General features: G+C 69.7%; 21 protein-coding genes and 1 pseudogene. 13 read left to right on the top strand and 9 right to left on the bottom strand.

The window, feature by feature from the left end; translation table 11 throughout:
* The 3 genes and pseudogenes from ABDW59_RS17180 to ylqF form a co-directional block, all read left to right on the top strand.
* Positions 1–203, top strand: a pseudogene (locus tag ABDW59_RS17180) (copper oxidase); the annotation flags it as partial.
* 72 nt (positions 204–275) lie between these two features.
* Positions 276–650: a copper-binding protein gene (locus tag ABDW59_RS17175; RefSeq protein WP_343631254.1), complete on the top strand. Its 375-nt coding sequence runs from the start codon at positions 276–278 to the stop codon at positions 648–650.
* A 133-nt stretch (positions 651–783) separates the two neighbouring features.
* A complete protein-coding gene (gene ylqF / locus ABDW59_RS17170) occupies positions 784–1,800 on the top strand; it encodes a ribosome biogenesis GTPase YlqF (protein WP_343631252.1) in 1,017 nt (338 codons plus the stop codon).
* On the opposite strand, the gene ABDW59_RS17165 is transcribed toward ylqF, so the two are convergent.
* The 4 genes from ABDW59_RS17165 to ABDW59_RS17150 all read right to left on the bottom strand — a co-directional run bounded on the left by ABDW59_RS17165 (position 1,734) and on the right by ABDW59_RS17150 (position 6,943).
* Entirely contained in the window at positions 1,734–4,895 is a 3,162-nt protein-coding gene (locus ABDW59_RS17165) for a hypothetical protein (protein WP_343631250.1), read from the bottom strand. The two genes, ylqF and ABDW59_RS17165, sit on opposite strands and share 67 nt — an antisense overlap.
* Before the next feature lie 335 nt (positions 4,896–5,230).
* Positions 5,231–5,662: an EF-hand domain-containing protein gene (locus ABDW59_RS17160; protein ID WP_343631248.1), complete on the bottom strand. Its 432-nt coding sequence runs from the start codon at positions 5,660–5,662 to the stop codon at positions 5,231–5,233.
* Positions 5,663–5,673: 11 nt separating this feature from the next.
* Complete coding sequence (locus tag ABDW59_RS17155; RefSeq protein ID WP_343631246.1) at positions 5,674–6,486, bottom strand: lectin; 813 nt, start codon at positions 6,484–6,486, stop codon at positions 5,674–5,676.
* A gap of 70 nt (positions 6,487–6,556) precedes the next feature.
* Entirely contained in the window at positions 6,557–6,943 is a 387-nt protein-coding gene (locus ABDW59_RS17150) for a hypothetical protein (protein WP_343631244.1), read from the bottom strand.
* Positions 6,944–7,265: 322 nt separating this feature from the next.
* Here ABDW59_RS17150 and ABDW59_RS17145 point away from each other — a divergent pair, with 322 nt between their 5' ends.
* Entirely contained in the window at positions 7,266–8,084 is an 819-nt protein-coding gene (locus ABDW59_RS17145) for a M90 family metallopeptidase (RefSeq protein WP_343631242.1), read from the top strand.
* A 15-nt stretch (positions 8,085–8,099) separates the two neighbouring features.
* Here ABDW59_RS17145 and ABDW59_RS17140 read toward each other — a convergent pair whose 3' ends face one another.
* Complete coding sequence (locus tag ABDW59_RS17140) at positions 8,100–8,648, bottom strand: protein phosphatase CheZ (protein WP_343631240.1); 549 nt, start codon at positions 8,646–8,648, stop codon at positions 8,100–8,102.
* Between the two features lie 177 nt (positions 8,649–8,825).
* Between ABDW59_RS17140 and ABDW59_RS17135 the strand changes: the two genes are divergently transcribed.
* Positions 8,826–9,260 (top strand): hypothetical protein, encoded by a 435-nt coding sequence (locus ABDW59_RS17135; RefSeq protein WP_343631238.1) that lies wholly within the window; start codon positions 8,826–8,828, stop codon positions 9,258–9,260.
* 7 nt (positions 9,261–9,267) lie between these two features.
* On the opposite strand, the gene ABDW59_RS17130 is transcribed toward ABDW59_RS17135, so the two are convergent.
* Positions 9,268–9,966: a CBS domain-containing protein gene (locus ABDW59_RS17130; protein WP_343631236.1), complete on the bottom strand. Its 699-nt coding sequence runs from the start codon at positions 9,964–9,966 to the stop codon at positions 9,268–9,270.
* A gap of 66 nt (positions 9,967–10,032) precedes the next feature.
* Positions 10,033–10,503 carry an Lrp/AsnC family transcriptional regulator gene (locus tag ABDW59_RS17125; protein ID WP_343631234.1) on the bottom strand — a complete coding sequence of 157 codons (471 nt, stop codon included), beginning with the start codon at positions 10,501–10,503 and terminating at the stop codon, positions 10,033–10,035.
* A gap of 181 nt (positions 10,504–10,684) precedes the next feature.
* Between ABDW59_RS17125 and ABDW59_RS17120 the strand changes: the two genes are divergently transcribed.
* From ABDW59_RS17120 to ABDW59_RS17090, 7 genes are all read left to right on the top strand, one after another.
* The gene (locus tag ABDW59_RS17120) at positions 10,685–14,272 is read left to right on the top strand and encodes an indolepyruvate ferredoxin oxidoreductase family protein (protein WP_343631232.1); all 3,588 of its coding nucleotides are present in this window, start codon (positions 10,685–10,687) and stop codon (positions 14,270–14,272) included.
* Between the two features lie 186 nt (positions 14,273–14,458).
* A complete protein-coding gene (locus ABDW59_RS17115) occupies positions 14,459–14,707 on the top strand; it encodes a DUF4160 domain-containing protein (RefSeq protein ID WP_343631230.1) in 249 nt (82 codons plus the stop codon).
* Positions 14,694–15,167, top strand: coding sequence for a DUF2442 domain-containing protein (locus ABDW59_RS17110; RefSeq protein WP_343631229.1), 474 nt, complete (start codon positions 14,694–14,696; stop codon positions 15,165–15,167). Before ABDW59_RS17115 ends, ABDW59_RS17110 begins: the two co-directional genes overlap by 14 nt.
* 126 nt (positions 15,168–15,293) lie before the next feature.
* Positions 15,294–16,874, top strand: coding sequence for a DUF1800 domain-containing protein (locus tag ABDW59_RS17105; RefSeq protein ID WP_343631227.1), 1,581 nt, complete (start codon positions 15,294–15,296; stop codon positions 16,872–16,874).
* A 19-nt stretch (positions 16,875–16,893) separates the two neighbouring features.
* Positions 16,894–18,135, top strand: coding sequence for a DUF1501 domain-containing protein (locus ABDW59_RS17100; RefSeq protein ID WP_343631225.1), 1,242 nt, complete (start codon positions 16,894–16,896; stop codon positions 18,133–18,135).
* Between the two features lie 343 nt (positions 18,136–18,478).
* Positions 18,479–19,876 carry a class II fumarate hydratase gene (locus ABDW59_RS17095; protein WP_343631223.1) on the top strand — a complete coding sequence of 466 codons (1,398 nt, stop codon included), beginning with the start codon at positions 18,479–18,481 and terminating at the stop codon, positions 19,874–19,876.
* The gene (locus tag ABDW59_RS17090; RefSeq protein WP_343631221.1) at positions 19,863–20,822 is read left to right on the top strand and encodes a ZIP family metal transporter; all 960 of its coding nucleotides are present in this window, start codon (positions 19,863–19,865) and stop codon (positions 20,820–20,822) included. Before ABDW59_RS17095 ends, ABDW59_RS17090 begins: the two co-directional genes overlap by 14 nt.
* A 24-nt stretch (positions 20,823–20,846) precedes the next feature.
* Here the strand turns inward: ABDW59_RS17090 and ABDW59_RS17085 are convergent, their stop codons facing one another.
* Both ABDW59_RS17085 and ABDW59_RS17080 read right to left on the bottom strand, forming a co-directional pair.
* Positions 20,847–21,530, bottom strand: coding sequence for a glycoside hydrolase family 25 protein (locus tag ABDW59_RS17085; protein WP_343631220.1), 684 nt, complete (start codon positions 21,528–21,530; stop codon positions 20,847–20,849).
* Entirely contained in the window at positions 21,527–22,567 is a 1,041-nt protein-coding gene (locus tag ABDW59_RS17080; protein ID WP_343631219.1) for an LD-carboxypeptidase, read from the bottom strand. Before ABDW59_RS17080 ends, ABDW59_RS17085 begins: the two co-directional genes overlap by 4 nt.
* Before the next feature lie 229 nt (positions 22,568–22,796).
* Between ABDW59_RS17080 and ABDW59_RS17075 the strand changes: the two genes are divergently transcribed.
* Positions 22,797–23,555, top strand: coding sequence for a hypothetical protein (locus ABDW59_RS17075; RefSeq protein ID WP_343631218.1), 759 nt, complete (start codon positions 22,797–22,799; stop codon positions 23,553–23,555).
* Positions 23,556–23,600 lie beyond the last annotated feature (45 nt).

Raw genomic sequence — 23,600 nt, 5'->3', positions numbered from 1 at the left:
TCCGCAAGGACCAGAAGCCCGGCGACTACCGCGATCCGGGCTGGTATGCCGCGCCGGCGGGGACCGTCGCCCATCGTGTCGACGCCCCCGCCGAAGCGCCCCGCGCGCATCCCGCCTCGGCCTCGACGCCCGCTCCGGCGTCCTCCGCTCCCGAGCCCCTGCGCGTGCGCAAGCCCGATGGCCACGGCCATCAAGGGCATTGAGCGCCGCGTCAGAGCAACGATCACCGATCACCGATCACCGCATCCACTTTCACCAGATCTCAGGAGAGTCCCATGACCCGCATCCACACCTCTTTCGCCTCCGCCCTGTTCGCCGTCGTCTTCGCGGCTTCGCCCGCCTTCGCGCAGGAGCACGAGCACCACCAGCATCAGGCCGAAGCCGCGTCGGACGCCGCGCCCGCGCAGGACTGGACGCCGGCCGAAGTGCGCCGCGTCGATGCCGCGCAGCAGAAGCTCACGCTCAAGCACGGCGACATCCGCCATCTGGACATGCCCGGCATGACCATGGCCTTCCGGCTCAAGCCCGGTCTGCTGAACGCGGAGCAGCTCGCCGCGCTGAAGGTCGGCGACAAGATCGAGGCCCGCATCGAGCAGCAGCAGGGCCAGCTGGTGATCGTCGAACTGCGCCCGGCGACGGCCTCGAACTGAGCTCAGTCCATAGGCCTGACGGGGACGGCGGTGCGTGGGGTTTCGGCGCTTGCCGCCGGGGCCCCATGCTCCGGCGGCCAAGCGCTGAGACGCCGCAGGTGGAATCCCTCGGCAGATCACCGACAATCGCGCAATGGCGATTCAATGGTTTCCCGGGCACATGCACAAGACCCGGGGCGCGATCCGCGAGCGCATGAAAAGCGGCATCGACGTGGTCATCGAGATGCTCGATGCCCGCGTGCCCGCGAGCAGCGCCAATCCGCTGCTCGCTCAGCTGACGCAGGGGAGACCCGCGCTGAAGCTGCTCAACAAGCAGGACCTGGCCGATCCCGGCCGCACCGACGAGTGGCTGGCGTTCTACCGCGCGCAGCCCCACACGCGGGCGATCGCGATCCACCAGGGGCAGCCCGGTCTGGCCAAGACGCTGGCGGCGGAGTGCCGCGCGCTGGCGCCCAACCGGGGCGGACTGGACAAGCCGCTGCGGGTGCTGATCTGCGGCATCCCCAACGTGGGCAAGTCCACGCTGATCAACACGCTGGTGGGCAAGCGCGCCGCCGCCACCGGCGACGAGCCCGGCATCACCAAGATCGAGCAGAAGATCCTGCTGGACAAGGGCGTCTATCTGTTCGACACCCCCGGCATGCTCTGGCCCAAGATCCGCGTGCCCGAGGCCGGCATCAACCTGGCCGCCAGCGGCGCGATCGGCCGCAACGCCTTCGAGGAAGAGGTCGTCGCGCTGGACCTGATGGGCTATCTGCGCCGGCACTATCCGCTGTCGCTGAAGAAGCGCTATCAGCTGGAGCCGGAGGCCTCGATGCTCGATGGGGAAGTGCTGGCGGCGCTGGGCAAGCGCCGCGGCGCGGTGCTGTCGGGCGGCCGCATCAACACGCAGAAGGCGGCGGAGATCCTGCTCTACGACCTGCGCCAGGGACAGCTGGGACGGATCACGCTGGAGACCCCCGAGGAATTCGACGAGTGGACCGCCGTGGCCGAAGCTGCCGAAGCGGCCAAGGAAGCCGAGAAGGAGGCCCGCCGCGTCGAGGCCAAGCGCGGTACGCGCGATGCGCGGGTGCGCGAGGCCGATCACGACGAGGATGAGGACCCCGACGGCGCGGACGACGACGACGACGACGACGACGACGCCAAATGATCGCTTGACCCGAACGGCACGTCCACGCCCGACCTCAATCGATGAGGCAGTTGCGAAAGCAGGTCTCTCCACACCCGCTCCGCATGACGCAGGACCTCGATCCTGTCCTGCACAACGTCCTCCGCCGCTCGCGCGTCGGCCGCTGTCACGGCCTCGTCGTCGTGAGCGTGCGCCATGGCCTGCTCGTACCTGGCCTGCATCTCCAGCCGCCGCGCCGAGGCCGCGGCGCGGTACGCCGGCTCGGCCAACAGCACCCGAGTCAGGGCCGGCCCACCCGGCGCGTCGGGCAGAAGCTCCATCCGCACCAGCGGCAAACCCTCCCGGATTTCATCGTCGATGAGACGGTCCGCCCACTTCCAGCGCTTGACGCGTTTGGGCGGCGAGTCCCAGTTCGAGCCGTTCACGCCCGCGCCCGCGAAGGCCATCTCGGGCGTCGGTCGCGTCTGCGACCCGCGCAGCCGCACGTTCAATCGCTGCGTGACGGCCAGCTTCAGCAGCAGCGCTTCCTCGACCTGCTCCTCGAAGTCCGGATACTCCGCGATCACCTCGGCCTCCGCGCGCCGTCGGCACGCCAGGTGCAGGGCGAGCTCGATCGCCTGTTCCGGGTTGGCGATCTCGCCGAACTCACGCACCGTCGACAGCTCCCACAAGGTGCTCAGCCGGGCGTCCAGACACGCGTCGTCGGCCTCGGCGATCACGGTGTCGGCATGCGCCGCGAAAGCCTCGTCCTGCTGCGCCCCCGACAGCACGGTCCTCGCCAGGGGCACCGCGCGTCGCTCGATCTCCTTGCTGTTGACCGCGCGAATCCCCTCCCCGATCGCGCCGATCAGCGCCAGCACGGCATGGCCCGCGCCTTCGGGATCCATCAATCGGGCCATCCGCTCAGGTTGCAACACCAGATCCGGGACCAACCAGCACGCCGTGCTCGCCGCCTCCATCTGCTGGAAGAACCCCTGGCGAATCCATCGTCCATCGGACCGCGGTACCCAGGTCCCGACCGGCGGCGGGTGGCCGCGGCTGGCCAGGTCCGCGGCCTCCCTCGTGGTACCCGCGACGCCCGGCATCGAGAGCCCGACCAAGGACGGACAGCGCTCGTGCACCGCTGCGACGTACCGGGTCAACTGTGCGGCGGACAAGTCATTCATGAACCGCACGCCCGGCCCCTCGATCGTCCGCAGATGCGAGTTCAGCGGCGCGTGCACATTCTTCCGACCATCCTTCTGACGAGAGGGCACGCGGCGGATGGTGAGCCGTAAGTCGACGGGGAAAAAGCGCTCCCCCAGCTGCCGACTCACCATCTCCGGGTCGCGCGCCGAGACACCGGTCACGTCCAGCGCCAAGGGCAATGACCTGGACAAGGCATGCATCAGCTTCAGGAGCGGCTCGCGCGGGGGCGGATCCAGAAAGGCCTGCCTGGGCCCGCTGCCGGAGAACACGCCGGCGAGCACGCGCGGCGCCGGGTCGTGCGTGATGGCGATCAGATGATGGAACCACCGTTCCCGCTGCAGCCGCTCCACACCGCTCAGGCCTTCGCTCTCGACCCATTTCTTGAGGGTCCGCAACGCAGCGACAGCACCGCCCGGGAGCGCCTTCGGGCGCACGCGACGTGGCGTTGACCCGTCGTCGGCAGGCGGATCGTCGATACGGAGCGTCACGCCCAGGATCAGGCTGAGTTCGACGGCGCGAAGCACGAAAGCGGCATCCTGGTGGCTGAGGTCCGCGATCGTGATCTGGCGGTGCACGGGCGCCAGCATCTCGCGTGCCAGACGGCACTTGGCCGCCATCGCGCGTGTCAGCAACTCGCTCGGCAAGTTGTCGATCGCGAGGATCAGGGCCCCCACGCCGACCCCGTTGATCATGGCACCCGTGTTGTCGGCCTCCGCCTTGGCCAACGTGGCGGTGAAGTTCCTCAGACCTTGTTCCCCGTTCCAATCCCAATCGCCCGTCGGGGTGACACGATCCTGCCCACGGGCCAGGGCAGAGCTCAACGGCGACAAGGGGTGATGGGCCAAGGATTCGGCGATCAGCCTCATGCCCTGGTAGGGGGTTTCCAGATCCTTCGATTCGCGCCACTGGGATTCGCGCGACAGGAACACGCAGCGGATCGCCAGATCGTCGTCCTTCATGGCCTGGACCAGCAGGCGGGTCATCTGCTTGATGCGCGTCGGAACCGGCGCTGGAACGTCCCCCGCCCCCTCCGGCGCCGTGTCATCCTCTTTCCTGGCGAACTCCAGCTCCGTCAGGAAGCTCAGGATCTCGTCCCGGTGCAGGCGGCCGAAGCGCTCGGCGAACGGCCGCAACTCGGCAAAGTCCGTCTTGCACACCACGCACAGCCGATCGAACGCTCGCACGCCGTCGACCCGCCCCCTGAGCTTCCAGCTCCACGAGCCCTCCTCCTGCTCGACCTGCTCGCCGCTTTCGACGACGAGCTCGCGCCCGAGATCGGGCAGGCCGATCTTCACCAGATTGGGGAAACTGCACACGACGCGAGCCAGCGTCTTCAGGTCTCCGTGCTCCAACTGATTGAACGCCACGCGCTGCACCCAATCTGCGATGTCCGACGGCACGACATCCGCCTGCGCGGGTCGCTGCAGGACCAGGGCTCGAACCCGGTGCTCGTGACCTTGCAACACGGCCGTCTGTCCCATCGGATCTTGCGTGGCGACGACACGCAGCGTCGTGCCCGGCTTCACCGCGCCGTGCGTGCTCGCGCTGGACAGCATCTGCCGGATCCACGCGCATGTGTCGGCGGCGGCGGGGTCCCGGACCCTCAGTTCGTCGAGATCGAGGTCCATCAGGAGCGGGACCTCGTCATGAAGCTGCCCAAGCAGGCTCCAGGCGAAGTTGCGCCGCGATGCCGGCATGTCCGGCGCCAACAGCGATTCGGCCAGGCGCGCCTCGCATGCCGACATCGGCCGGTAGTTGTCCTGGTCCGTGCGCACGGTGGTGGCGACCCGCAGATGGTCGACGAATTCCTGGGCCTCAAGAAGCCGATCCCCGGCCGGCCAGGCTCCCGAATCCAGCAAGGTCATCCGCACCCCTGGATGACGCTCATCCAGCGCCGCGGCACGCCCGCTGCGCAGGGCCGCGGCCATCAGGCGCGCCTCCTCGCGGCCCACTGGGTTGCGAGGCAGCGTCGGATGCCGGTGCAGACGCCGGTGAAGCAGGAGACAGCCCTCGCCAACCTCCTTCGCGGCACGTTCGTGGGCCGCGGCGTACCCGCTCGTCGCCGCGGACACCGCTTCCGCGGGCCCTTCGCTGTGCGAGGCATTCGCGGCGCTGTCGACGTCTGTGTCGACGCTTCTGTTGACGTGATCGACGGTCCCGCACATCGGCGGAGGGGTCGCGCCAGGGGGGCGGTGAGGCAACATGACAGGCTCCGGCTCAAACAGAGCCGCACAGTGCGTGCCGTCCCTCGTTCTGATCGCCGCTACGGCGCCTTCGGCCGCCGCCAATGGAAGTCCAGCACCTCGCGCAGCGAGAGCCGCCCGTCTCCGTCCGTGTCCGCGGCCGTGAAGTCGGCCATGCGCGCCTCCATCACTTCCTTGAAGCTCAGCCGCAGATCGCCGTCGGTATCCGCGTGACGCAGCGATCCCAGCAGGCTACGACGCAATGCGCGCGGCAGCGGCGCGAGTTCCTCGCTGGAGATGTAGCCGTCGTGATTCACGTCCAGCGCGTTGAAGGCCCGCAGCGAGTTCTTGTGGAACTCCTCCAGGCTGATGAAGCCGTCGTGATCGAGATCGGCGGCGTCGAACGAACGCTGGATCTCGGAGGGCGACGGGCCGCGCGGCTGCGCCGCCCCGGCCGGCGACACCCACGCCGCCGCGCTCAGCACGGCGGCGACCATCATTGCTGTCCGCATGGGGGCGCTCCTCACCACGACCACCGCTGGTTGTCGTTGCCGTTGCAGCTGTACATGATCACGCGCTGGCCGGGCCGCGCGCGGCCGGCGTCGATGTCCAGGCACTTGCCGGTATCGGCGCTGCGGATCTCGCCGCCCCGCGCGCGCCAGCGCTGGTTGCGATTGCCGTTGCAGTCGTAAGCGATCACGCGCGCGCCGTCGCGATTGCTGCCGTTCTCGACATCCAGGCACAGGCCCGAGACCCGCAGCTCGCCGCCGCGGCCCCACTCGAAGCGCTGGTTGCCGCCGCCGTTGCAGCTGTACACGATGAGCCCGCGACCCCGCCGCGCGCCGCCCTCGACGTCCAGGCACAAATTGCCCTTGCCGCGGATTTCATGCGCGCCCCAGCCGTTGCCCGGATTGCCGGGATAGGGATCGCCCGGCCGGTCGTCGCGGTCCTTGCGGTCCTTGCTGCTGGCGATCAGCGCGATGCCGGCGATCACCGCCGCCGCCGCGATCGCCGCGCCGACGTTGCTGGTGCCGTCGCGATTGCCTTCGGGCGCCGCCGTCGTGAGCTTGAAGCGGCCGCCGCAGCCGCCGTCAACCCACAGCGACTTGACCGACAGGTCATAGCCCCAGGTGCGCCCGAAACGGCAGCCGCCCGCGAGCTGCTCCACCAGCTCGACCTCGGTCGTGCCGTCCGGCAGTCGGTAACTCTGGTTGCCGCCACGCGAGCGCAGCTCGATGGTCTGCTCGTCGGCGCGCGCCGGCAGGCCGGTCAGCAGCAGCGCGGCCGACACCGCCAAAGCGATGACCCGGCGCGCCGATCCGTTCGTTCTCTTCATCCGCATCCTCCCTCTGCGCCTGCCCCTGCAGGCGACGCCGCTCAGGGCGGCGCGGACGATGCTAGGAGCTTCAGGCGGAGACGTCCAGCACGCGCGGCGTCCCGCCGGCGCGTTCGACATGGCTCCAGAGCACCGGTCCCAGCGTCACCTGCACCGACAGATCCGGATAGCTGACCGCGGTGAAGCTGCTGCGGGTGTAGGCCGGCGTCTCCACGCGGCTCACCGGCGGCGCCTCCTGGCCCAGCGGATGCCGGCCGTAGGTGACGTCGGCGCTGTTCTGCGCGCGAAAGGCCGCCAGCGGCGAGGGTTCATTGATGAACGGGGACAGGCGCAGCTGCACCGAGGGCTCGGGCCCTTGAAGCATTTCCTGTTGCACCTGGGCGCGGTACTCGCGCAGCGGCTCGACGTCGAAGGGCGACGTCCTGAGCGGCGTCGCCAGCATTTCCGAAAGATTCACTCCGTCCCGACGGCCCGCGTGCGACGTCGATCACGCGCGGGCCGCTCCCTCTCGTTCACATGTCCTGGCAAGGCGACCGGCGGCGCGAAGCTCTGAAGGCCGCGCTCTGCAAACGCCCGCCCGCCGACAGGGGCAAGCGGGGCGTCGTCCAATCGTCGAAGGTCGTGATTGTCCCGGCGCCCAGGCCCCCGCCTGTCGTGCGCGCGCGTCGGCGCGTCAACGCCGGGGCGGGCTGCGCCCCGGGGGGCTTGAAAGCCGTGACGCCGTTCTCATCTGGCTGAGATCGCCGCTTCGGTCACCCCACACTCGGAAAGCGCAAGACATGGCCCTCGTCGTCCTGGCGCTGATCGCGGCGCTGATCTGCTTCTGGCTCATGAGCCAGCCCTGGCGGCAGGCGCGGCGCCGCTCGTCGCTGCGCCGGCGCGCGTTCCCGGCGCCGTGGCGCGCCATCCTGCGCCGCACCGTCCCGCAGATCGCGCGGCTGCCGGCCGACCTGCAGCTGCGGCTCAAGCGCGACATGCAGGTCTTTCTCGCGGAGAAGCGCTTCATCGGCTGCGCCGGCCAGGCCATCACCGACGAGGTCCGCGTGACCATCGCGGCGCTGGCCTGCCTGCCGCTGCTGGGTCGCACGCGCGGCTACTACCCGAAGCTGCACACGGTGCTGGTCTACCCCGGCGCCTTCATCGTTGATCGCGTACGCAACCAGGGCCCGCTGCAGATGCAGCAGCGGCAGGTGCTGAGCGGCGAATCCTGGGGTGAGGGTCAGGTCGTGCTGTCCTGGGACGACGTGCTGCGCGACGCCTCGCAGCCGGGCCTGGGCCACAACGTGGCGGTGCACGAGTTCGCGCATCAGCTCGACCAGGTCAAGGGCGTGGCCAACGGCGCGCCCTGGCTGGGCGGCCGCGCGCGTCAGGCGCGCTGGGCGACGGTGATGCAGCGCAGCTTCGACCTGCTGCGCGCGCGGCTGGCGTCGGGCGAGCCCGATCCGCTGGGCGACTACGCCGCCACCGAGCCGGCGGAGTTCTTCGCCGTCGCGAGCGAACGTTTCTTCGGCCAGCCCTGGGCGCTGGCGCAGGCGCATCCCATGCTTTACGCGGAGCTGCGCCGCTTCTACGAAGTCGATCCGATGCTGTGGTCCTGAGCGCGGCTTGCCCGCTCAGAAACCCATTTCCGCCAGCAGCGCGTCCACGTCGTCCTGTTGCAGCGCCTTGTCCGGCGTCTGCACGCCGGCGAGCTGCTCGGCCTCAGGGGCGACGTGATGGAGCTGATCGTGCTCGGCGAGCAGCTGCTGCAGCGGCTCCTCGGCCGGACGCAGCATGCCCAGCACCTTGTTGATCACCTGGCCGGACAGGTCCTGGAAGTCCTGCGCCATCATGATTTCGGTCTGCAGACCCTTCACCCGATCGGCGAAACCCGCCGCGCTGGCCGCGTAGGCCGCGCACAGCCGCATCATGGCGCGGGCGCGCTCGACGCTCAGATCGGGCGCCGCCGCCAGACGCTGCAAGGACTCCGACAACTCCGAGCCCTGGCGGCGCACCGCCTCGGCATCCTCCTGCGCGTCTTCCACCAGACCCAGCACCTTGTTGGCCGCCTGGTCGGTCATGCGCTTGACGTAATCCAAACGCTCGCAGGCATCCGGCAGCTCGCTGGAGAGCTTGTGCAGGGCTTGCGCGGCGGCCGAGGAAGGGGTGTTGGAGGAGGTCATGGAGGGCGTTCCTGTAGCCCGAAATCTTAGTTCTGCAACTGCTGTAACCAACGGAAAGGGGCAGTGGGACCCGTGCATTTTTGGGCCTTGATCCCGCATTTAAGCGAACGTCCGGGCCGGTCGCCTGTAGCCTTCATCCCGTCCGTCCGCTGACCGTTCATTTCCGCGATCAGTCCCATGAACATGGCCACCACCCGCCCGTCGACCGGCGTCAATCGGTCGAACCTCAAGTCGCACGGCGCCTCGTCCGCGTCGACGCCCAGAGAGGCAACCAGCTTTGCCGCCGCGCCGCGCGCCGCCGTCGCGACGCCCGTGCCGTCGGCGCTGCGCGATGCCAGCGAGATCGTCGTCGGCGTGGTGCTGATGCTGAGCGTGCTGGCCGCGCTGCTGGCGCTGACGCTGTACACCCGCGACAGCATGATGGTCGGCAAGGCGCTGACGGATCAGGGCTCGCCCACCGGCACCATGGTGTGCAAGGACGGGCGCATTGCGCGTGGCGACGACTCGCTGCGCGATCGCATCGTCGAGGACGGCGTCTTCGTCTGCACGGACTGGCGCACCCAGCAGGCCATCGAGCTGGAAGAGTCGCAGCGCGGCGGCCGCAAGTACTGATCGCGGCTCAGGACCAGAGGTCCAGGGGCGGCTCGTGCGTCATGCCGCGCAGCAGGTCGCTGCGCGAGAGAAAACCGATCAGCTGGCCGTCGTCCTGCGCGACCGGCAGCCCCGGCAGCCCAAGATCCAGCATCAGCTGCGCGGCCTCGCGCAGCGGCGTGTCCGACAGCGCCACCGGCACCGGCGTCCACATGACTTCGTCCACCGGTGAGGCCAGTCGATGCGCGACCGCCGCCATCTCGGCGGCCTCATCCAGATCGTCCGGCAGCCCGCGCATCAGGTCGGCCCGGGTGAACAGCCCGCGCACCTCGCCCGCGGGCCCGAGCACCGGCGCCTGACCGACGCCCGCCCGCGACATCGTCCGCTGCGCGTGACGCAGGCTCGCGCCCGAACGCACGCTGATCAACTTGCGGCTCATCAGTTGGTGCACCTGCGTGAGCACCTGGCGTTGCGTATCGCCGGCATAGGCGGCCAGCGCCTCGTGGGCGACGTAGGCCGAAGGTCCCGTGGGCGAGGGTCCGCCCGCGTTGCCGCCACCGCCCTGCCCCAGCGCCGCCAGCACCACCGACGAGGGCGTCAGATCGCCCTGCCGCCCGATGGGCGAGACCGCGCGGGTGCGCGCGACAGCCTGCACCGGCGCCAGGTCGCGGACCTGCTCCAGACCGCCGGTCAGGATCTTTCCCGAGGTGCCGTAGACGGAAAACATGGCTCGCAGAATGTCACCTTGTCAAGCGCCGCACATTGAGGAGAACGCGAACCCGCGGCCCGCCGCTCAGGGCACCGGATACGCGGTCTCGTACTTCACCTCGCGCAGCACGACATTGCTGCGCACGCTGGCCACGCCCGGTACGCGGAACACCTTGCTCTGCAGGAACTGGTCGTAGGCCTTCATGTCCGGGGCGACGATCTTGATGACGTAATCCGCCTCGCCGGTGATGGCCTGGCATTCGACGATCTCCGGGCTGCCCGCGACCATCGCCTCGAACGCGTCGACCGCGCCCTCGGTGTGCCTCACCAGGCTGACATTGGCGAGGACGCAGATGGACAGCCCCAACTGCTCGCGGTCGACCAGCGCCACATGGCGGCGGATCACGCCCCGCTCTTCCAGCTCCTTCACCCGGCGCCACACCGGCGTCGTCGACAGCCCCACCCGGTCCGCCAGCTGCTGCGTACTCTGACGGGCGTCAGCCTGGAGCGCCTCCAGGATCAGGCGCGTCGCGCGGTCGAAACGTTCATTCTCCATTTCAGTCCTATTTGAGAATGCTTCTATCGATTGAGGCTGGGAATCGAGCGAACCGAGCAAGCATTCGCGCATTGTCTCGTAAAGAATCCCTCCATTCATTCATCGAACACCCGAGCCGTCCGGGCGCGATCCATCGCGCCCGGGCGGCGCGTCCCGTCGGGGCGTCTGGGGGAGACAAGCCATGACCGAAGCCAGTCTTGCCGCCGCGACCGCGCTGCGCCCGTACCAGCTGTCCGACAACCTCGCCGCCACGTCCGGCCAGGTGTTCCTCACCGGGACGCAGGCGCTCGTGCGACTGCTGCTGATGCAGAAGGCGCAGGACGAGCGCCAGGGCCTGAAGACCGCGGGCTTCGTCAGCGGCTACCGCGGCAGCCCCCTGGGCATGGTCGACCAGCAGCTGTGGAAGGCCAAGAAATTCCTCGACAAGGCCGCCGTCAACTTCCTGCCCGCGATCAACGAGGACCTGGCCGCGACGGCCTGCCTCGGCGTGCAGCGCGTCGCGCTGGATCCCAAGCGCACCGTCGATGGCGTCTTCGCCATGTGGTACGGCAAGGGCCCGGGCGTGGACCGCTCCGGCGATGCGCTCAAGCACGGCAACGTCTATGGGACGGCGAGACAGGGCGGCGTGCTGGTCGTCTGCGGCGACGACCACGGCTGCGTGTCCTCGTCGACGCCGCATCAGAGCGATCTCGCGCTGCAAGCCTGGTCCATGCCGCTGGTGCATCCGGGCAACGTCGCCGAGTACCTGGAGTTCGGCCTCTACGGCTGGGCGCTGTCGCGCTTCTCGGGGGCCTGGGTCGGCTTCAAGGCGATCTCGGAAGTGGTCGAGTCCGGCATGACGGTGGACCTGGACGCCGTGCCGCTGGACTTCGAGCGGCCGGTCGATCACACGCCGCCGACGAATCTGCACATCCGCTCGGTGGACCTGCCCTCGCTGGAGCTGGAATCGCGGCTCGCGCACAAGATCGACGCGGTGCTGGCCTTCGCCAAGCTCAATTCCATCGACAAGCACATCGTGGTGAGCCCGCGCGCGACGCTGGGCATCGTCACCGTCGGCAAGGCGCATTACGACTTCATGGAAGTGCTGCGCCGCCTAGACCTGGACCCCAACGCGCTGGCCGCGGCGGGCGTGCGCGTCTACAAGGTCGGCCTGGTCTATCCGCTGGAGCCCACGCGCATCCGCGAGTTCGCGCAGGGCCTGACCGACATGCTGGTCATCGAGGAGAAGGCCCCCGTCGTCGAGCGCCAGATCAAGGAGCTGCTCTACCACCTGCCCGACGCCCAGCGTCCGCGCGTGGTCGGCAAGTCCGATGAACACGGGGCCGCGGTGCTGAGCGCGCTCGGCGAGCTGCGGCCCTCGCGCATCATGCCGACCGTCGCGGATTGGCTGGCCCGGCTGAATCCGGCGCTGGACCGTCGCCACCTGGTCGTCGACTTCCTGACGCCCTGCCTGCTGTCCAACAGCGCCGACGGCGTGCGCCGCCAGCCCTACTTCTGCTCGGGCTGCCCGCACAACACCTCGACCAAGTTGCCCGAGGGCTCGCGCGCGCTGGCGGGCATCGGCTGCCACTTCATGGCCAGCTGGATGGAGCGCGGCACCTCAGGCCTGATCCAGATGGGCGCCGAGGGCGTGGACTGGGCGGCGCATTCGCGCTTCACCACCGAGAAGCATGTCTTCCAGAACCTGGGCGACGGCACCTACTACCACTCGGGCTATCTGGCGATCCGGCAGGCCATCGCGGCCAAGGCCAACATCACCTACAAGATCCTCTACAACGACGCGGTCGCGATGACCGGCGGCCAGCCGGTGGACGGCCAGACCTCGGTCCCGCAGATCGCGCGCCAGGTCGAGGCCGAGGGCGTCAAGCGCCTGGTCGTGGTCTCCGACGAGATCGGCAAGTACGACGGCCATCACGGTCTCTTCCCCGCCGGCACCACCTTCCACGACCGCAGCGAGCTGGACGCGGTCCAGCGCGAGCTGCGCGAGATCGCCGGCGTGACCGTGCTGATCTACGACCAGACCTGCGCCGCCGAGAAGCGCCGCCGCCGCAAGAAGGGCGAGTTCCCCGACCCCGACAAGCGCATCTTCATCAACGAGTCGGTCTGCGAGGGCTGCGGCGACTGCGGTCAGGCCAGCAACTGCCTGTCGGTGGTGCCGGTGGAGACCGACTTCGGCCGCAAGCGCGCGATCGAGCAGAGCAGCTGCAACAAGGACTTCAGCTGCGTGAACGGCTTCTGCCCGAGCTTCGTCTCGGTGCACGGCGCCAAGCTCAAGAAGCGCGCCGGCGCGGCCTTCGGTCCGGCCGATCTGGCGCGCGAGATCGCCGCCATCACGCCGCCCGCGACCTGGGCATGGACGGGCCCCTTCGACATGCTGGTCACCGGCGTCGGCGGGACCGGCGTGGTGACGGTGGGCGCGCTGGTCACCATGGCCGCGCACCTGGAAGGGAAGCAGAGCTCGGTGCTGGACTTCATGGGCTTCGCGCAGAAGGGCGGCGCGGTGCTGTCCTTCGTGCGCGTCGCGCCGACGCAGGACCTGCTCAACCAGGTCCGCATCGACACGCAGCAGGCCGACGTGCTGCTGGCCTGCGACATGGTGGTCGGCGCCAGCGCCGACGCGCTGGCCACGATCAAGGCCGGCCGCACGGTGATCCTGGCCAATACGCATGAGCTGCCCACCGCCGCCTTCGTCCGCAACCCGGACGCCAATCTGCAGGCCGAATCGCTGCTGGCCAAGATGCGGCACGCGGTCGGCGAGGGTCAGGACTTGCTGGCCAGCATCGACGCGCAGGACATCGCGCAGCGCCTGATGGGCGACACCATGCCCAGCAACATCGTGATGCTGGGCGCCTGCTGGCAGCGCGGCCTGGTGCCGGTGTCCTTCGAGGCGCTGATGCGCGCGATCGAGCTCAACGGCGTCGCGGTCGAGAACAACAAGACCGCCTTCGCGCTGGGCCGCCTGGCCATCGCCGCGCCCGAGGCGCTGCGCCGCCTCGCGGGGGAGCAGGCCGGCACGGCGGTGCAGTGGTTCAACTTCGATCAGCTCGACGACAAGGGCGAGCAACTGGGGCTGGTGTCGCGCCGCAAAGCCTTCCTGACCGAGTACCAGGACGCCGCCTACGCCGCGCGCTACGAGGCGCTGGTGCAACGCGTGCGCGCTGCCGAGCAGGCACTGGGCGACGCCGGCAAGGGCTTGCGCCTGACCAAGGCCGTGGCGCGCTACTACGCCAAGCTGCTGGCCATCAAGGACGAGTACGAGGTCGCCCGCCTGTACACCGACGGCAAGTTCGAGGCCGCGCTGAAGGCGCAGTTCGAGGACTGGGACCACCTGAGCTTCCACATGGCCCCGCCGATGCTGTCCAAGCCCGGCGCCGACGGCCGCGCGAAGAAGGTCGAGCTGGGCTCGTGGACCTTCAAGGCGCTCAAGGCGCTGGCCAGGTTCAAGGGCCTGCGCGGTGGCGCGCTGGATCTCTTCGGCAAGACGGAGGAGCGCCGCATCGAGCGCCAGCTGATCCGCGATTACGAGGCCCTGGTCGACGAGCTGCTGCGCGGCCTGAGCGCCGAGAAGCTGGAGATCGCGACCAAGCTGGCGCGCCTGCCGGAAGGCATTCGCGGCTACGGCCACGTGAAGCTGGCCAACGTCGCGACCGTGCGCGCGCAGTGGAAGGAGCTGCTGGATCGCTTCCACGGTCGCGCGGTCGAGGCGCCGGTCGCTGTCGTGACGCTGACGAAGGCCCCCGAACGGGTGAAGGGCGTGGCCGAGTTGTGAGACTCGCCGTCCCCCGTGCTGGGGGACGTCCACGCGGGCGTTTCCGCTCTGATGGGGGAAGGGCCGGTGAGCGTGCGCGCAAGACGATATTCGTCAAGGCGCGGGGCGGCGAAGGCGGGGAAGCTGAGCGCCCTTTTCACTCTCCCCGTCCCGGTCCGGCCATGCGCCGGATCGAGCCATCTCCTCATGCCGACGATCCTGAAGTTCCACGGATTGCGGGCGGTGATCTACCTCAACGATCAGCGTCCCGGACAGGTCCATGTGATGGGCCAGGGCTGCGAAGCCCGCTTCTCGCTGCGCTGCCCCGACGGCCCGCCCGAGCTCTGCGAGAACCACTTCTTCTCACACGCCCGGCTCAACCGCATCGCGGAGTTGCTGGCCGATCAGTTGCCGCGGCTGTGCGCCGATTGGAGGACGCTCCATGGACGGCATTGATTCCCACGACGGGCGCGAGCGCTGGCGCCAGTGCGAGGCACGCGTCGGCGATGACGATGGCGACGGCCTGGACGATCCGGGGCCGCGGCGCGAGCCGCTGATCTCGGTCTCCGCGTTCGAGGCTTCCGACCGTCAGGGCGAGCTCCAGCGCGCGCTGCTGCCGGCCGCGGTCGCCGTGCGCTACGACGGCGAGACCGATCGGCTGATCGTGATCCTGGACACCGGGGTCGAGGTCGCATTCGCCCCTCGGCTGGTGCAGGGCCTGGGCGGCGCGGAGGTCGACGACCTCACCGAGGTGGAGATCTCCCCCTCCGGCCACGGCCTGCACTTCCCGCGGCTGAACGCGGACGTGTATCTGCCGGGGCTGCTGGAGGGCGTCATGGGCACGCGCCGCTGGATGAGCGCCATGGCCCGGGCCGCGCCGCTGCGGGCGGTTCCCTGGCAGATCAAGCGGCCCTGACGTGTCCGGGAAACGGCGTTGAGCCGCCCATGAATGGCGCGTCCGCGCGAGCGGCGTTTTCCTGACAACTGTGAAGTAGCGCAAAGCCCCCTGGACTGGCTGTCGAGGGGGCGGCATGCTTACGGCATGTCAGCCTCGACACATGCCCTGCCCGGCCTGCGCGCCGACCATTCCTCGCCCGTCATCGGCCGTCGCGGGCTGCTGCTCGGCGTCACCGCCGCGGCGGCGCTCGCGGCCTGCGGCGGACTGCCCTCCGCACCCGATATCCCCATGGATCCGGCGCAGCGTCTGCGCGCCGCCAACCGCATCGGCTGGGGCGCGACGCAGTCGCAGCTGGACGCGATCGCCGCGGTCGGCTGGGGCCGCTATGTCGAGCGCCAGATCAAGGCTGATCCCAAGGCGCCGCTGAGCTCGTCCGTTCAGGCCCAGATCGACGCGCTGAGCATCAGCCAGACCGATGTCGCCACGCGCGTCTGGACCGCCGAGTCCTTCCGCCGCAGCGGGGACAAGGGCGGCTCGGAAGAAGACCGGATCGCGGCCCGCAAGTCCTATCAGGAGGCGCAGCAACTGGCGGCACGTGAAGCCGGCGTGCGCCAGCTGCTGCGCGAGCTCTATTCCGAGCAGCAGCTGCTGGAACACGTGAGCTGGTTCTGGTTCAACCACTTCAACGTCCACGAGGGCAAGCGCGACATCCGGCTGCTGCTCTCCGATTACCAGGACCGCGCGCTGCGTCCCTATGCGCTGGGCTCGTTCCGGCAGATGCTGGGCGCGGTGGCCCGGCACGCGGCGATGCTGCGCTATCTGGACAACGACCAGAACGCCGTGCGCGCGATCAACGAGAACTACGCGCGCGAGATGCTGGAGCTCCACACCATGGGCGTGGACGGCGGCTACACCCAGCACGACGTGCAGGAGCTGGCGCGGGTGCTGACCGGCTTCGGCGTGCGCATCGATCCGGAGCCGGCCAAGGTCGCGCCCAAGTTCGCCTCCATGTACCGCCGCGACGGGCTGTTCGAGTTCAACCCCGCGCGTCACGACTTCGGCGACAAGGTGCTGCTGGGTCACACCATCAAGGGCAGCGGCGAGCAGGAGCTCGATCAGGTCCATGACCTGCTGGTCGCGCAGCCGGCGACGGCGCGCTTCGTCAGCCGCAAGCTGGCGGTGTTCTTCCTCAGCGACCAACCGCCGCAAGCCGTCGTCGACGCGATGGCCGCCGCCTTCCTGCGCAGCAAGGGCGACATCCCGTCCACGCTGCGGCCGCTGCTGTACTCGCCGAGCTTCGCCGCGGTCGATGCCACGCCCAAGTTCAAGGACCCGCATCACTACCTGCTCTCCAGCCTGCGCGCCGGCTTCGAGCAGCAATCGGTACAGAACGCGCAGCCGCTGCACAACTGGATGCGGCGCCTCGGCCAGGGCCTGTACGACAAACTCACGCCCGACGGCTACCCGCTCACCGCCGACGCCTGGGACAGCCCGGGGCAGATGACGCAGCGCTTCGAGGTCGCGCGTCAGATCGGCGGCGGTGCAGTCGCGCTGTTCCGGCCCGACGGCAGCAACACGCCCGTCCCCATGCCCGATCTCAAGCTGCTGCGCGCGCGCATCGAGCCCACGCTCGCCCCCGCGACGCGCACGGCCCTGGCGCAGACCGCCACGCCGCAGCAATGGCTGACGCTGCTGCTGTCCAGTCCTGATTTCATGTACCGCTGACGCGCCCGGAGTCCTCGCCATGTCCTTCCTCCTGCATCGACGTCAACTGCTCCAGACGCTGGCCGCCGGCTCCCTCGCGATGCCGGGCGTGCGGCTGTTCGCGGCGGGCGCGGATCGGCCGCGCTTCCTGCTGGTCTTCCTGCGCGGCGGCTATGACGCCACCAACCTGCTGGTCCCCACCGGCAGCAGCTTCTATTACGAGCAGCGCCCGCGCATCGCGATCGCGCGTCCCGGCCCGGTCGCCGCCGCCAGCGGCGTGCCCGATCCCAACGCCGCGCTGCCCATCGACGCGAACTGGGGCCTGCATCCGGCGCTGCGCAACTCGGTCTATCCGCTGATGCAGGCGGGCCAGGCGCGCTTCATTCCTTTCGCCGGCACCGAGGACCTCTCGCGCAGTCACTTCGAGACGCAGGACAGCATCGAGCTGGGCCAGCCGGTGGGCGGTTCGCGCGACTACAACTCCGGCTTCCTGAACCGGCTGGCGGCGGAGCTGGACGCGCAGCAGGCGCTGTCCTTCACAGATCAACTGCCGGTGGCCTTCCGCGGCCCGGTGCGCATCGCCAACGCGGCGCTGCGCGAGACCGCCCGTCCCGCGGTCGACGCCAAGAACCGCGCGCTGATCGCCAGCATGTACCAGGGCCAGGCGCTGGGCGCCTCGGTCGAGGAAGGCCTGGCGCTGCGCGAGGAGCTGGCGCGCGACCTCTCGCCCGACAAGATGAAAGCCATGACCGATGCCGCCGGTCGCAACGCGATTCCGGCCAAGGGCTTCGAGCTGGAGGCGCGCCGCATCGCCACGCTGATGCGCGGCCGATTCAGCCTGGGCTTCATCGACATCGGCGGCTGGGACACCCACGTCAACCAGGGCGGCGCGACCGGCACGCTGGCCAACCGCTTCGAGGAGGTCGGCCGCGGCTTGGCGGCGATCTCGTCGGAGTTGGGCCCCGACCTGTGGCGCCAGACCACGGTGATGGTCATCAGCGAGTTCGGCCGCACCTTCCGCGAGAACGGCAACCGCGGCACCGATCATGGTCACGGCAGCGTGTACTGGCTGCTCGGCGGCGGATTGGCCTCGGGCTCTCCGGTCGCGGGCGAGCAGATTCCGCTCACCGCCAAGACGCTGTTCCAGAACCGCGACTATCCGGTGCTCAACGACTACCGCGCCGTGCTCGGCGGCCTGTGGAAGCGCCAGTTCGGACTCTCCGACGCGGCGCTCGCCCGCGTCTTCCCGGGCGTCGCGCCCAAGGACCTGCAGCTGGTCTGATCGACCTGCCCCCGGCGCGGGGGCCGCGCCCCGCCCCTCCGCCGGAAAACCCCCAGCCTTTGCAAGCGCTTGCAGGCCAGGCTTGCAGATGAGAGCGATTCTCATCTAGCATCGGATTCAAACGACAAGAGACTCCTGCGGAACGCCCGCGACCAATGCAATTTGCGCAGGGATCGCATCGCCACCGGATCGGCATCCCGGCGACGCGAGCCCTGTTTCTTTTTGCAGGCCAGCTGACCGTGTCAGGCGCGTGGCCTGCCCGAACGGGCGAGGCACGCGAGGGAGCCCACTGCTACGCTGCCTCCAACCTGTCCGGCATGGACGCAGCCAAGAAGGATCTCCAATGACCAAGGCCACCCGCATCGAACGCGACTCCATGGGCGACGTCGCCGTGCCCGTCGACGCCCTCTACGGCGCCCAGACCCAGCGCGCGGTCGACAACTTCGCCATCAGCCGCGCGCCCATGCCGGAGCGCTTCGTGCGCGCGCTGATCCAGCAGAAGGCGGCCGCGGCCCGCGCCAACATCAGCCTGGACCAACTGCCGGTCGACATCGGCCAAGCCATCGACCGGGCCGCCGCGCAGTTGCTGCAGGACCCGCAGCTGATGACGCACTTCCCGGTCGAGGTCTTCCAGACCGGCTCCGGCACCAGCAGCAACATGAACGCCAACGAGGTGCTGGCGACCCTGGCCACCCGCTTGCTGGCCGGCGGCTCGAACGCGGTGACGGTGAGCCCCAACGACCACGTCAACGCGGGCCAGAGCAGCAATGACTCCATTCCCACGGTGCTGCACGTCAGCGCCGCGCAGACGCTGCAAGGCGAGCTGCTGCCCGCGCTGGACCTGCTGGCGCAGACCCTGCAGGACAAGATCAAGAGCGACGGCCATCACGTCAAGACCGGCCGGACCCACCTGATGGACGCCATGCCGCTGCGCCTGGGCCAGGAACTGGGCGGCTGGCTGGCGCAGGTGGACGCGCGGCGCGCGCAGCTGCGTTCGCTGCTGCCGGCGGTGTGCGAGCTGGCGCAGGGCGGCACCGCGGTGGGCACCGGCATCAACGCGCATCCGGACTTCGCGCGCCGTTTCTGCGAGGAGCTGTCCGCCCTCACCGGCCTGAGCTTCCGTCCGGCGCCGGACTTCTTCGCCGCGCTGTCGGCGCAGGACACGGCGGTGGCGCTGTCGGGCGCGCTCAAGGGCGTGGCGGTGACGCTGATGAAGATCGCCAACGACCTGCGCTGGATGAACTCCGGTCCGCTGGCGGGCCTGGCCGAGATCGAGCTGCATGCGCTGCAGCCGGGCTCGTCCATCATGCCGGGCAAGGTCAATCCGGTGATCCCGGAGGCGGTGACCATGGTCTGCGCCCAGGTCATCGGGCATGACGCCGCGATCACCGTGGCGGGCCAGTCCGGCAACTTCCAGCTCAACGTGATGCTGCCGCTGATCGCGACCAATCTGCTGGACAGCCTGGCGCTGCTGGCCTCGGCGTCCAAGGCGCTGGCCGAGCAAGCCATCCGTGACTTCAAGGTCAATGTCGACGGGCTGCAGCATGCACTGGCGCGCAACCCCATCCTCGTCACCGCGCTGAACCGCGAGATCGGCTACCTCAAGGCCGCCGCGATCGCCAAGCGCGCCTATGCGGAGAAGCGGCCCATCCTCGACGTCGCCGCGGAGATGACCGAGATCGACCGCGCCACGCTCCAGCAGATGCTGGATCCGTCCAAGCTGACCGATGGCGGACTCTGACGCGATGACCCGTCACGGCGGTCCGCCCGCGGGCCGCCCGGCGCCGGCCTTGACCGGCGCGCAGCGCTTGCGGCGCATCGCCGGTCTGCTGATCCTGCTGGCCGGCGCGGCGCTGCTGCTGCATCAGGGATGGTCCTGGCTGCAGGCCGCGGCCGGCGCCGGCGGGACCGGCAAGGGCGCGGTGATGTCCAAGGCCTTGCAGGCCGGCCTGCTGGCCGCCGCCGCGACGGCCTTCGGCACGCTGCCGGCGCTGGGCACGCGCAGCCTCTCGGCACGCGCGCAGGACGCGCTGATGGGTTTCGGCGCCGGCGTGATGCTGGCGGCCTGCTCCTTCTCCCTGATCATTCCCGGCCTGGCCGCCGCGCGCGAGCACACCACCGCCACGGGCGCCGCGGCGCAGGTCGCTCTGGCCGTGCTGCTGGGCGCCTGGGCCTTGATGGCGCTGGACCGCTGGCTGCCGCATGAACACTTCATCAAGGGCCGCGAAGGCACCGACGCGAAGCGGCTGCGGCGCACCACGCTGTTCGTCATCGCGGTCACGCTGCACAACGTGCCCGAGGGCCTGGCCATGGGCGTGGCCTTCGCCGCCAACGACGCGGTCGCGGCCGCCAGCCTGAGCCTGGCCATCGCCATCCAGGATCTGCCCGAGGGCTTCGTCATCGCGGTGGCGCTGATGAACGTGGGCTATTCGCGGCGCAAGGCGCTGCTGCTGGGCGCGGCCTCAGGTCTGGTCGAACCGATCGGGGCGGTGCTGGGCGCCTGGGTCGTGTCCGAGTGGCCGCCGCTGCTGCCCTGGGGCCTGGGCTTCGCGGCGGGGGCGATGCTCTTCGTCATCAGCCACGAGATCATTCCCGAGTCCCACCGCAAGGGCCATGAGCGCTGGGCCACGCAAGGCCTGATGCTGGGCTTCGCGCTGATGATGGTGCTGGACACGGCGTTGGGCTGAGCGCCGGTCCAGGCCGTCTTGCGGCTAGCCCGGCAGCGCGTGCGTGCGCCAGAACTCGCGGGCTTCCTCCAGCGTGCCGTTGAAGGTGTCGCGATCCACCACGCCCAGCCCGGGGAAACCGTGCGGCGCCGGGCCCAGCGTCCCGTCGGTGTACTGCAGCAGCGTCCAGCGATCCCAGAGGTCGCTCAGCCAGCCGAAGGACGCCGAGTAGAAGGACTGCCACAGCGGGCATCGGCCGATGGACCCCGACGGGCTGCCGTCGGACAGCGCGCTCAGCATCCAGTAGCCGCCGTACAGCACCGGGAAGCGGTCGGTGCGCTGGTGGAAGGCGTCGATGAAGCTCACCAGCTGCGCCTTGCTCATCGTCCCTTGGCCGGGCGTCGGATTGGGCTCCCAGTCGATGCAGGGCAGCACGCCCGCGGCGCCGGACTGCGTCACCGTGTCCAGGAAGCGCTGGATCTGCGCGGGCACGTCGTCGTCGGTGCAGAAGTGATAGGCCCCGACGAGCAGCCCCAGCGATCGAGCCTGCCGAACGCGGTCCGCATAGGTCGGATCGACGAAGGCGTCGCCCTGCGTGGCCTTGTGCAGCACGCCGACCAGACCGGCGTCGCGCGCCTGCGCGAGATCGACATCAATGTTGTGATGGCTGAGGTCGACGAAGGCATTGAGCCCGGGCACCACGTCGGGACTGCGGAGCGCGCCGTTCATGCGCCCCCCGATCGCAGCGACAGCGAAGGGCAGACGCCCAGCGTCAAGGTCGCCGGCGTGTTCAGCGGCAATGGCCGATTCACCGATCCATGGCCGAAGAGGTTCTCGGCACGCAGCACCGGAACGCCGCGAGCGTCGAGCGTCTCGCCCAGGCGACGCTGGAGAAAGTCGAACTGCTGCTGCACCGGCGGGGGATTGGGTTGCCCCCCGGTCTGAATGAGGTCGCCGAACATCACGGCGCTCGCGTCCCGGAGCATCGGCGCGTAGAGAAAACCATCCAACAACCGGGACAGCTCGCCCGGACCGTTGGCGACCGATTCGATGAACACGACGGCACCGCGGGTGTCGAGCGTGAAATCGACACTGCCCTTGAGCGCCGACAGCAGCAGGCTGTTGCCGCCGACCACGCGCAGACCTTCTCGGACGGCGGGGCGTGCGGCGCAGGCGTTGAGCGCGGTGAGCGGGTAGTCCAGCACCGGCGAGTCGCCACGCAGCACCGCCAGCATGTCGGCGATGTGATCGTGGTTCCAGTGCGGCCGGACATCGCCGTTGGCGCCCAGCTCGATGCCGTGCAGGCTGGGCCATCCCCAGCTGTGGTTGAAGAAGACATGCAGCGCGGTAACGTCGCTGTAGCCGATGACGGGCTTGGGGCGGGCGGGCTTGCGCATGCCCTGGAGCAGCGGCATCAGCTCCGAGCCCCAGCCGCCGCCGATGATGGCCCACACCGCTTTGGAGTCGCTGGCGTGAAGCGCCTGCTCGATGAAGGCCACGCGCTTCTGCGCGGTGTTCGCGGCTTGCAGAGGCTGCGTCGGCTCGATGAGGCCGTCGGGGATGCGGACCCGCAGGTCGATGCTGGCGAAGTAAGCCTGGATCGCCGCGATGGTCGCCGACGGATCGTCCGGCGACGAGGACGGCGCGACGACATCGATGAGGTCGCCGGGTTTCAGGAACTCCCAGGTGGAGGCGATGGAGGCAGGGTCGGGCGTGGGAGGCGATGCGGGAAGAGACGCAGGAGAAGACGCGGAAGCAGCAGACATGCGCAGGGACCGTGGAGGAGCGGAAGGCGGCTCAGTCACGCCCCGACCGCGCGCGTCCGACAAGCGCCCGACAGGCCCGGTGTTCACGCTGCCGGCGACATTCGGCATCCCGTCACGCTCGCCCCGGCTCGACGCGACGGCGGACGCCCACAAGCGTCGCGAGGCCCCTCACCATCGGGGCTCTGCCCTTCCAGCAGCCCCCGCTCCTCCCACTCCCGCAGACCCCGTGATGAACAAGTCGTCCGCCACGCTGAGCGCCGCCGCCGCGGTGCTGATCGCCCTCACCGTCCTGATCCCGACCGCGATGGCCGCCGGCTTGACGCCGCTCGAGCAGCGTTGGATCGCCGGCATGACACCGGTGCTGCAGCAGGCCAAGGCCGACGCGGTGCCGCTGGATGTCGTGGTGCAGCCGCAGGACGCGCCCGACGCGGCGCCACTGGCGCTGGGCTTTCGTGACGGCCGCTGCAAGCTGGTGCTGAGCCTGCGCGGCAATCCCGAGGGCGAGGCCACGCTGACCCGTCTGCCTGTCGGTCTGGAAGCCGAGGCGCTCGAACTGATGGCCGCGCATGAACTCGGCCACTGCCGCCGATATCTGGACGGCGCGTGGTTCGCGCTGCCGGCGGGCTTCGCCGCGGCGCGCGCGCCGGAGGGCCTCAGCGAGGACTCGCGGCGCGCCTATCTGTCGATGAAATCCACCCGCCGTGAGGAAGGCTATGGCGACCTGGTCGCGCTGGCCTGGACGGCCCGGCGCCATCCCGAGCGCTATGCCGCGCTGCACGAGTGGCTGAGCGTCGAGCGTCAGCGGGATCTGCTGCCCGGCAGTCATCACGACACGCTGGCGTGGCTGGCGCTGGCGCGCGATCCCCGGGTGTTCGCCTCGACGAGTTCGACGAGTACGACGAGCCCGATGAAGGCAGCGAACGCGACGCCGTCGATGTTCGATGCCGCCGCCTCGCTGTGGACCCGCGCGCTGGCCAGCGACGAGTGAAGCCAGGCGGGTGAGGCGACCGCGTCCACTCGACGCGGTCAGCCC

It is taken from the genome of Roseateles sp. (assembly GCF_039595295.1).
Taxonomy (GTDB): domain Bacteria; phylum Pseudomonadota; class Gammaproteobacteria; order Burkholderiales; family Burkholderiaceae_C; genus Roseateles.
This window is presented reverse-complemented; position numbering and strand designations above follow the sequence as displayed.

Bases quoted from the DNA above. Each gene is read 5' to 3' on its own strand.
- ABDW59_RS17175 (WP_343631254.1), top strand. From the start codon at position 276: ATGACCCGCATCCACACCTCTTTCGCCTCCGCCCTGTTCGCCGTCGTC.
- ylqF (WP_343631252.1), top strand. From the start codon at position 784: ATGGCGATTCAATGGTTTCCCGGGCACATGCACAAGACCCGGGGCGCG.
- ABDW59_RS17165 (WP_343631250.1), bottom strand. From the start codon at position 4,895: ATGGCCGCGGCCCTGCGCAGCGGGCGTGCCGCGGCGCTGGATGAGCGT.
- ABDW59_RS17160 (WP_343631248.1), bottom strand. From the start codon at position 5,662: ATGCGGACAGCAATGATGGTCGCCGCCGTGCTGAGCGCGGCGGCGTGG.
- ABDW59_RS17155 (WP_343631246.1), bottom strand. From the start codon at position 6,486: ATGAAGAGAACGAACGGATCGGCGCGCCGGGTCATCGCTTTGGCGGTG.
- ABDW59_RS17145 (WP_343631242.1), top strand. From the start codon at position 7,266: ATGGCCCTCGTCGTCCTGGCGCTGATCGCGGCGCTGATCTGCTTCTGG.
- ABDW59_RS17140 (WP_343631240.1), bottom strand. From the start codon at position 8,648: ATGACCTCCTCCAACACCCCTTCCTCGGCCGCCGCGCAAGCCCTGCAC.
- ABDW59_RS17135 (WP_343631238.1), top strand. From the start codon at position 8,826: ATGAACATGGCCACCACCCGCCCGTCGACCGGCGTCAATCGGTCGAAC.
- ABDW59_RS17130 (WP_343631236.1), bottom strand. From the start codon at position 9,966: ATGTTTTCCGTCTACGGCACCTCGGGAAAGATCCTGACCGGCGGTCTG.
- ABDW59_RS17125 (WP_343631234.1), bottom strand. From the start codon at position 10,503: ATGGAGAATGAACGTTTCGACCGCGCGACGCGCCTGATCCTGGAGGCG.
- ABDW59_RS17120 (WP_343631232.1), top strand. From the start codon at position 10,685: ATGACCGAAGCCAGTCTTGCCGCCGCGACCGCGCTGCGCCCGTACCAG.
- ABDW59_RS17115 (WP_343631230.1), top strand. From the start codon at position 14,459: ATGCCGACGATCCTGAAGTTCCACGGATTGCGGGCGGTGATCTACCTC.
- ABDW59_RS17110 (WP_343631229.1), top strand. From the start codon at position 14,694: ATGGACGGCATTGATTCCCACGACGGGCGCGAGCGCTGGCGCCAGTGC.
- ABDW59_RS17105 (WP_343631227.1), top strand. From the start codon at position 15,294: ATGTCAGCCTCGACACATGCCCTGCCCGGCCTGCGCGCCGACCATTCC.
- ABDW59_RS17100 (WP_343631225.1), top strand. From the start codon at position 16,894: ATGTCCTTCCTCCTGCATCGACGTCAACTGCTCCAGACGCTGGCCGCC.
- ABDW59_RS17095 (WP_343631223.1), top strand. From the start codon at position 18,479: ATGACCAAGGCCACCCGCATCGAACGCGACTCCATGGGCGACGTCGCC.
- ABDW59_RS17090 (WP_343631221.1), top strand. From the start codon at position 19,863: ATGGCGGACTCTGACGCGATGACCCGTCACGGCGGTCCGCCCGCGGGC.
- ABDW59_RS17085 (WP_343631220.1), bottom strand. From the start codon at position 21,530: ATGAACGGCGCGCTCCGCAGTCCCGACGTGGTGCCCGGGCTCAATGCC.
- ABDW59_RS17080 (WP_343631219.1), bottom strand. From the start codon at position 22,567: ATGTCTGCTGCTTCCGCGTCTTCTCCTGCGTCTCTTCCCGCATCGCCT.
- ABDW59_RS17075 (WP_343631218.1), top strand. From the start codon at position 22,797: ATGAACAAGTCGTCCGCCACGCTGAGCGCCGCCGCCGCGGTGCTGATC.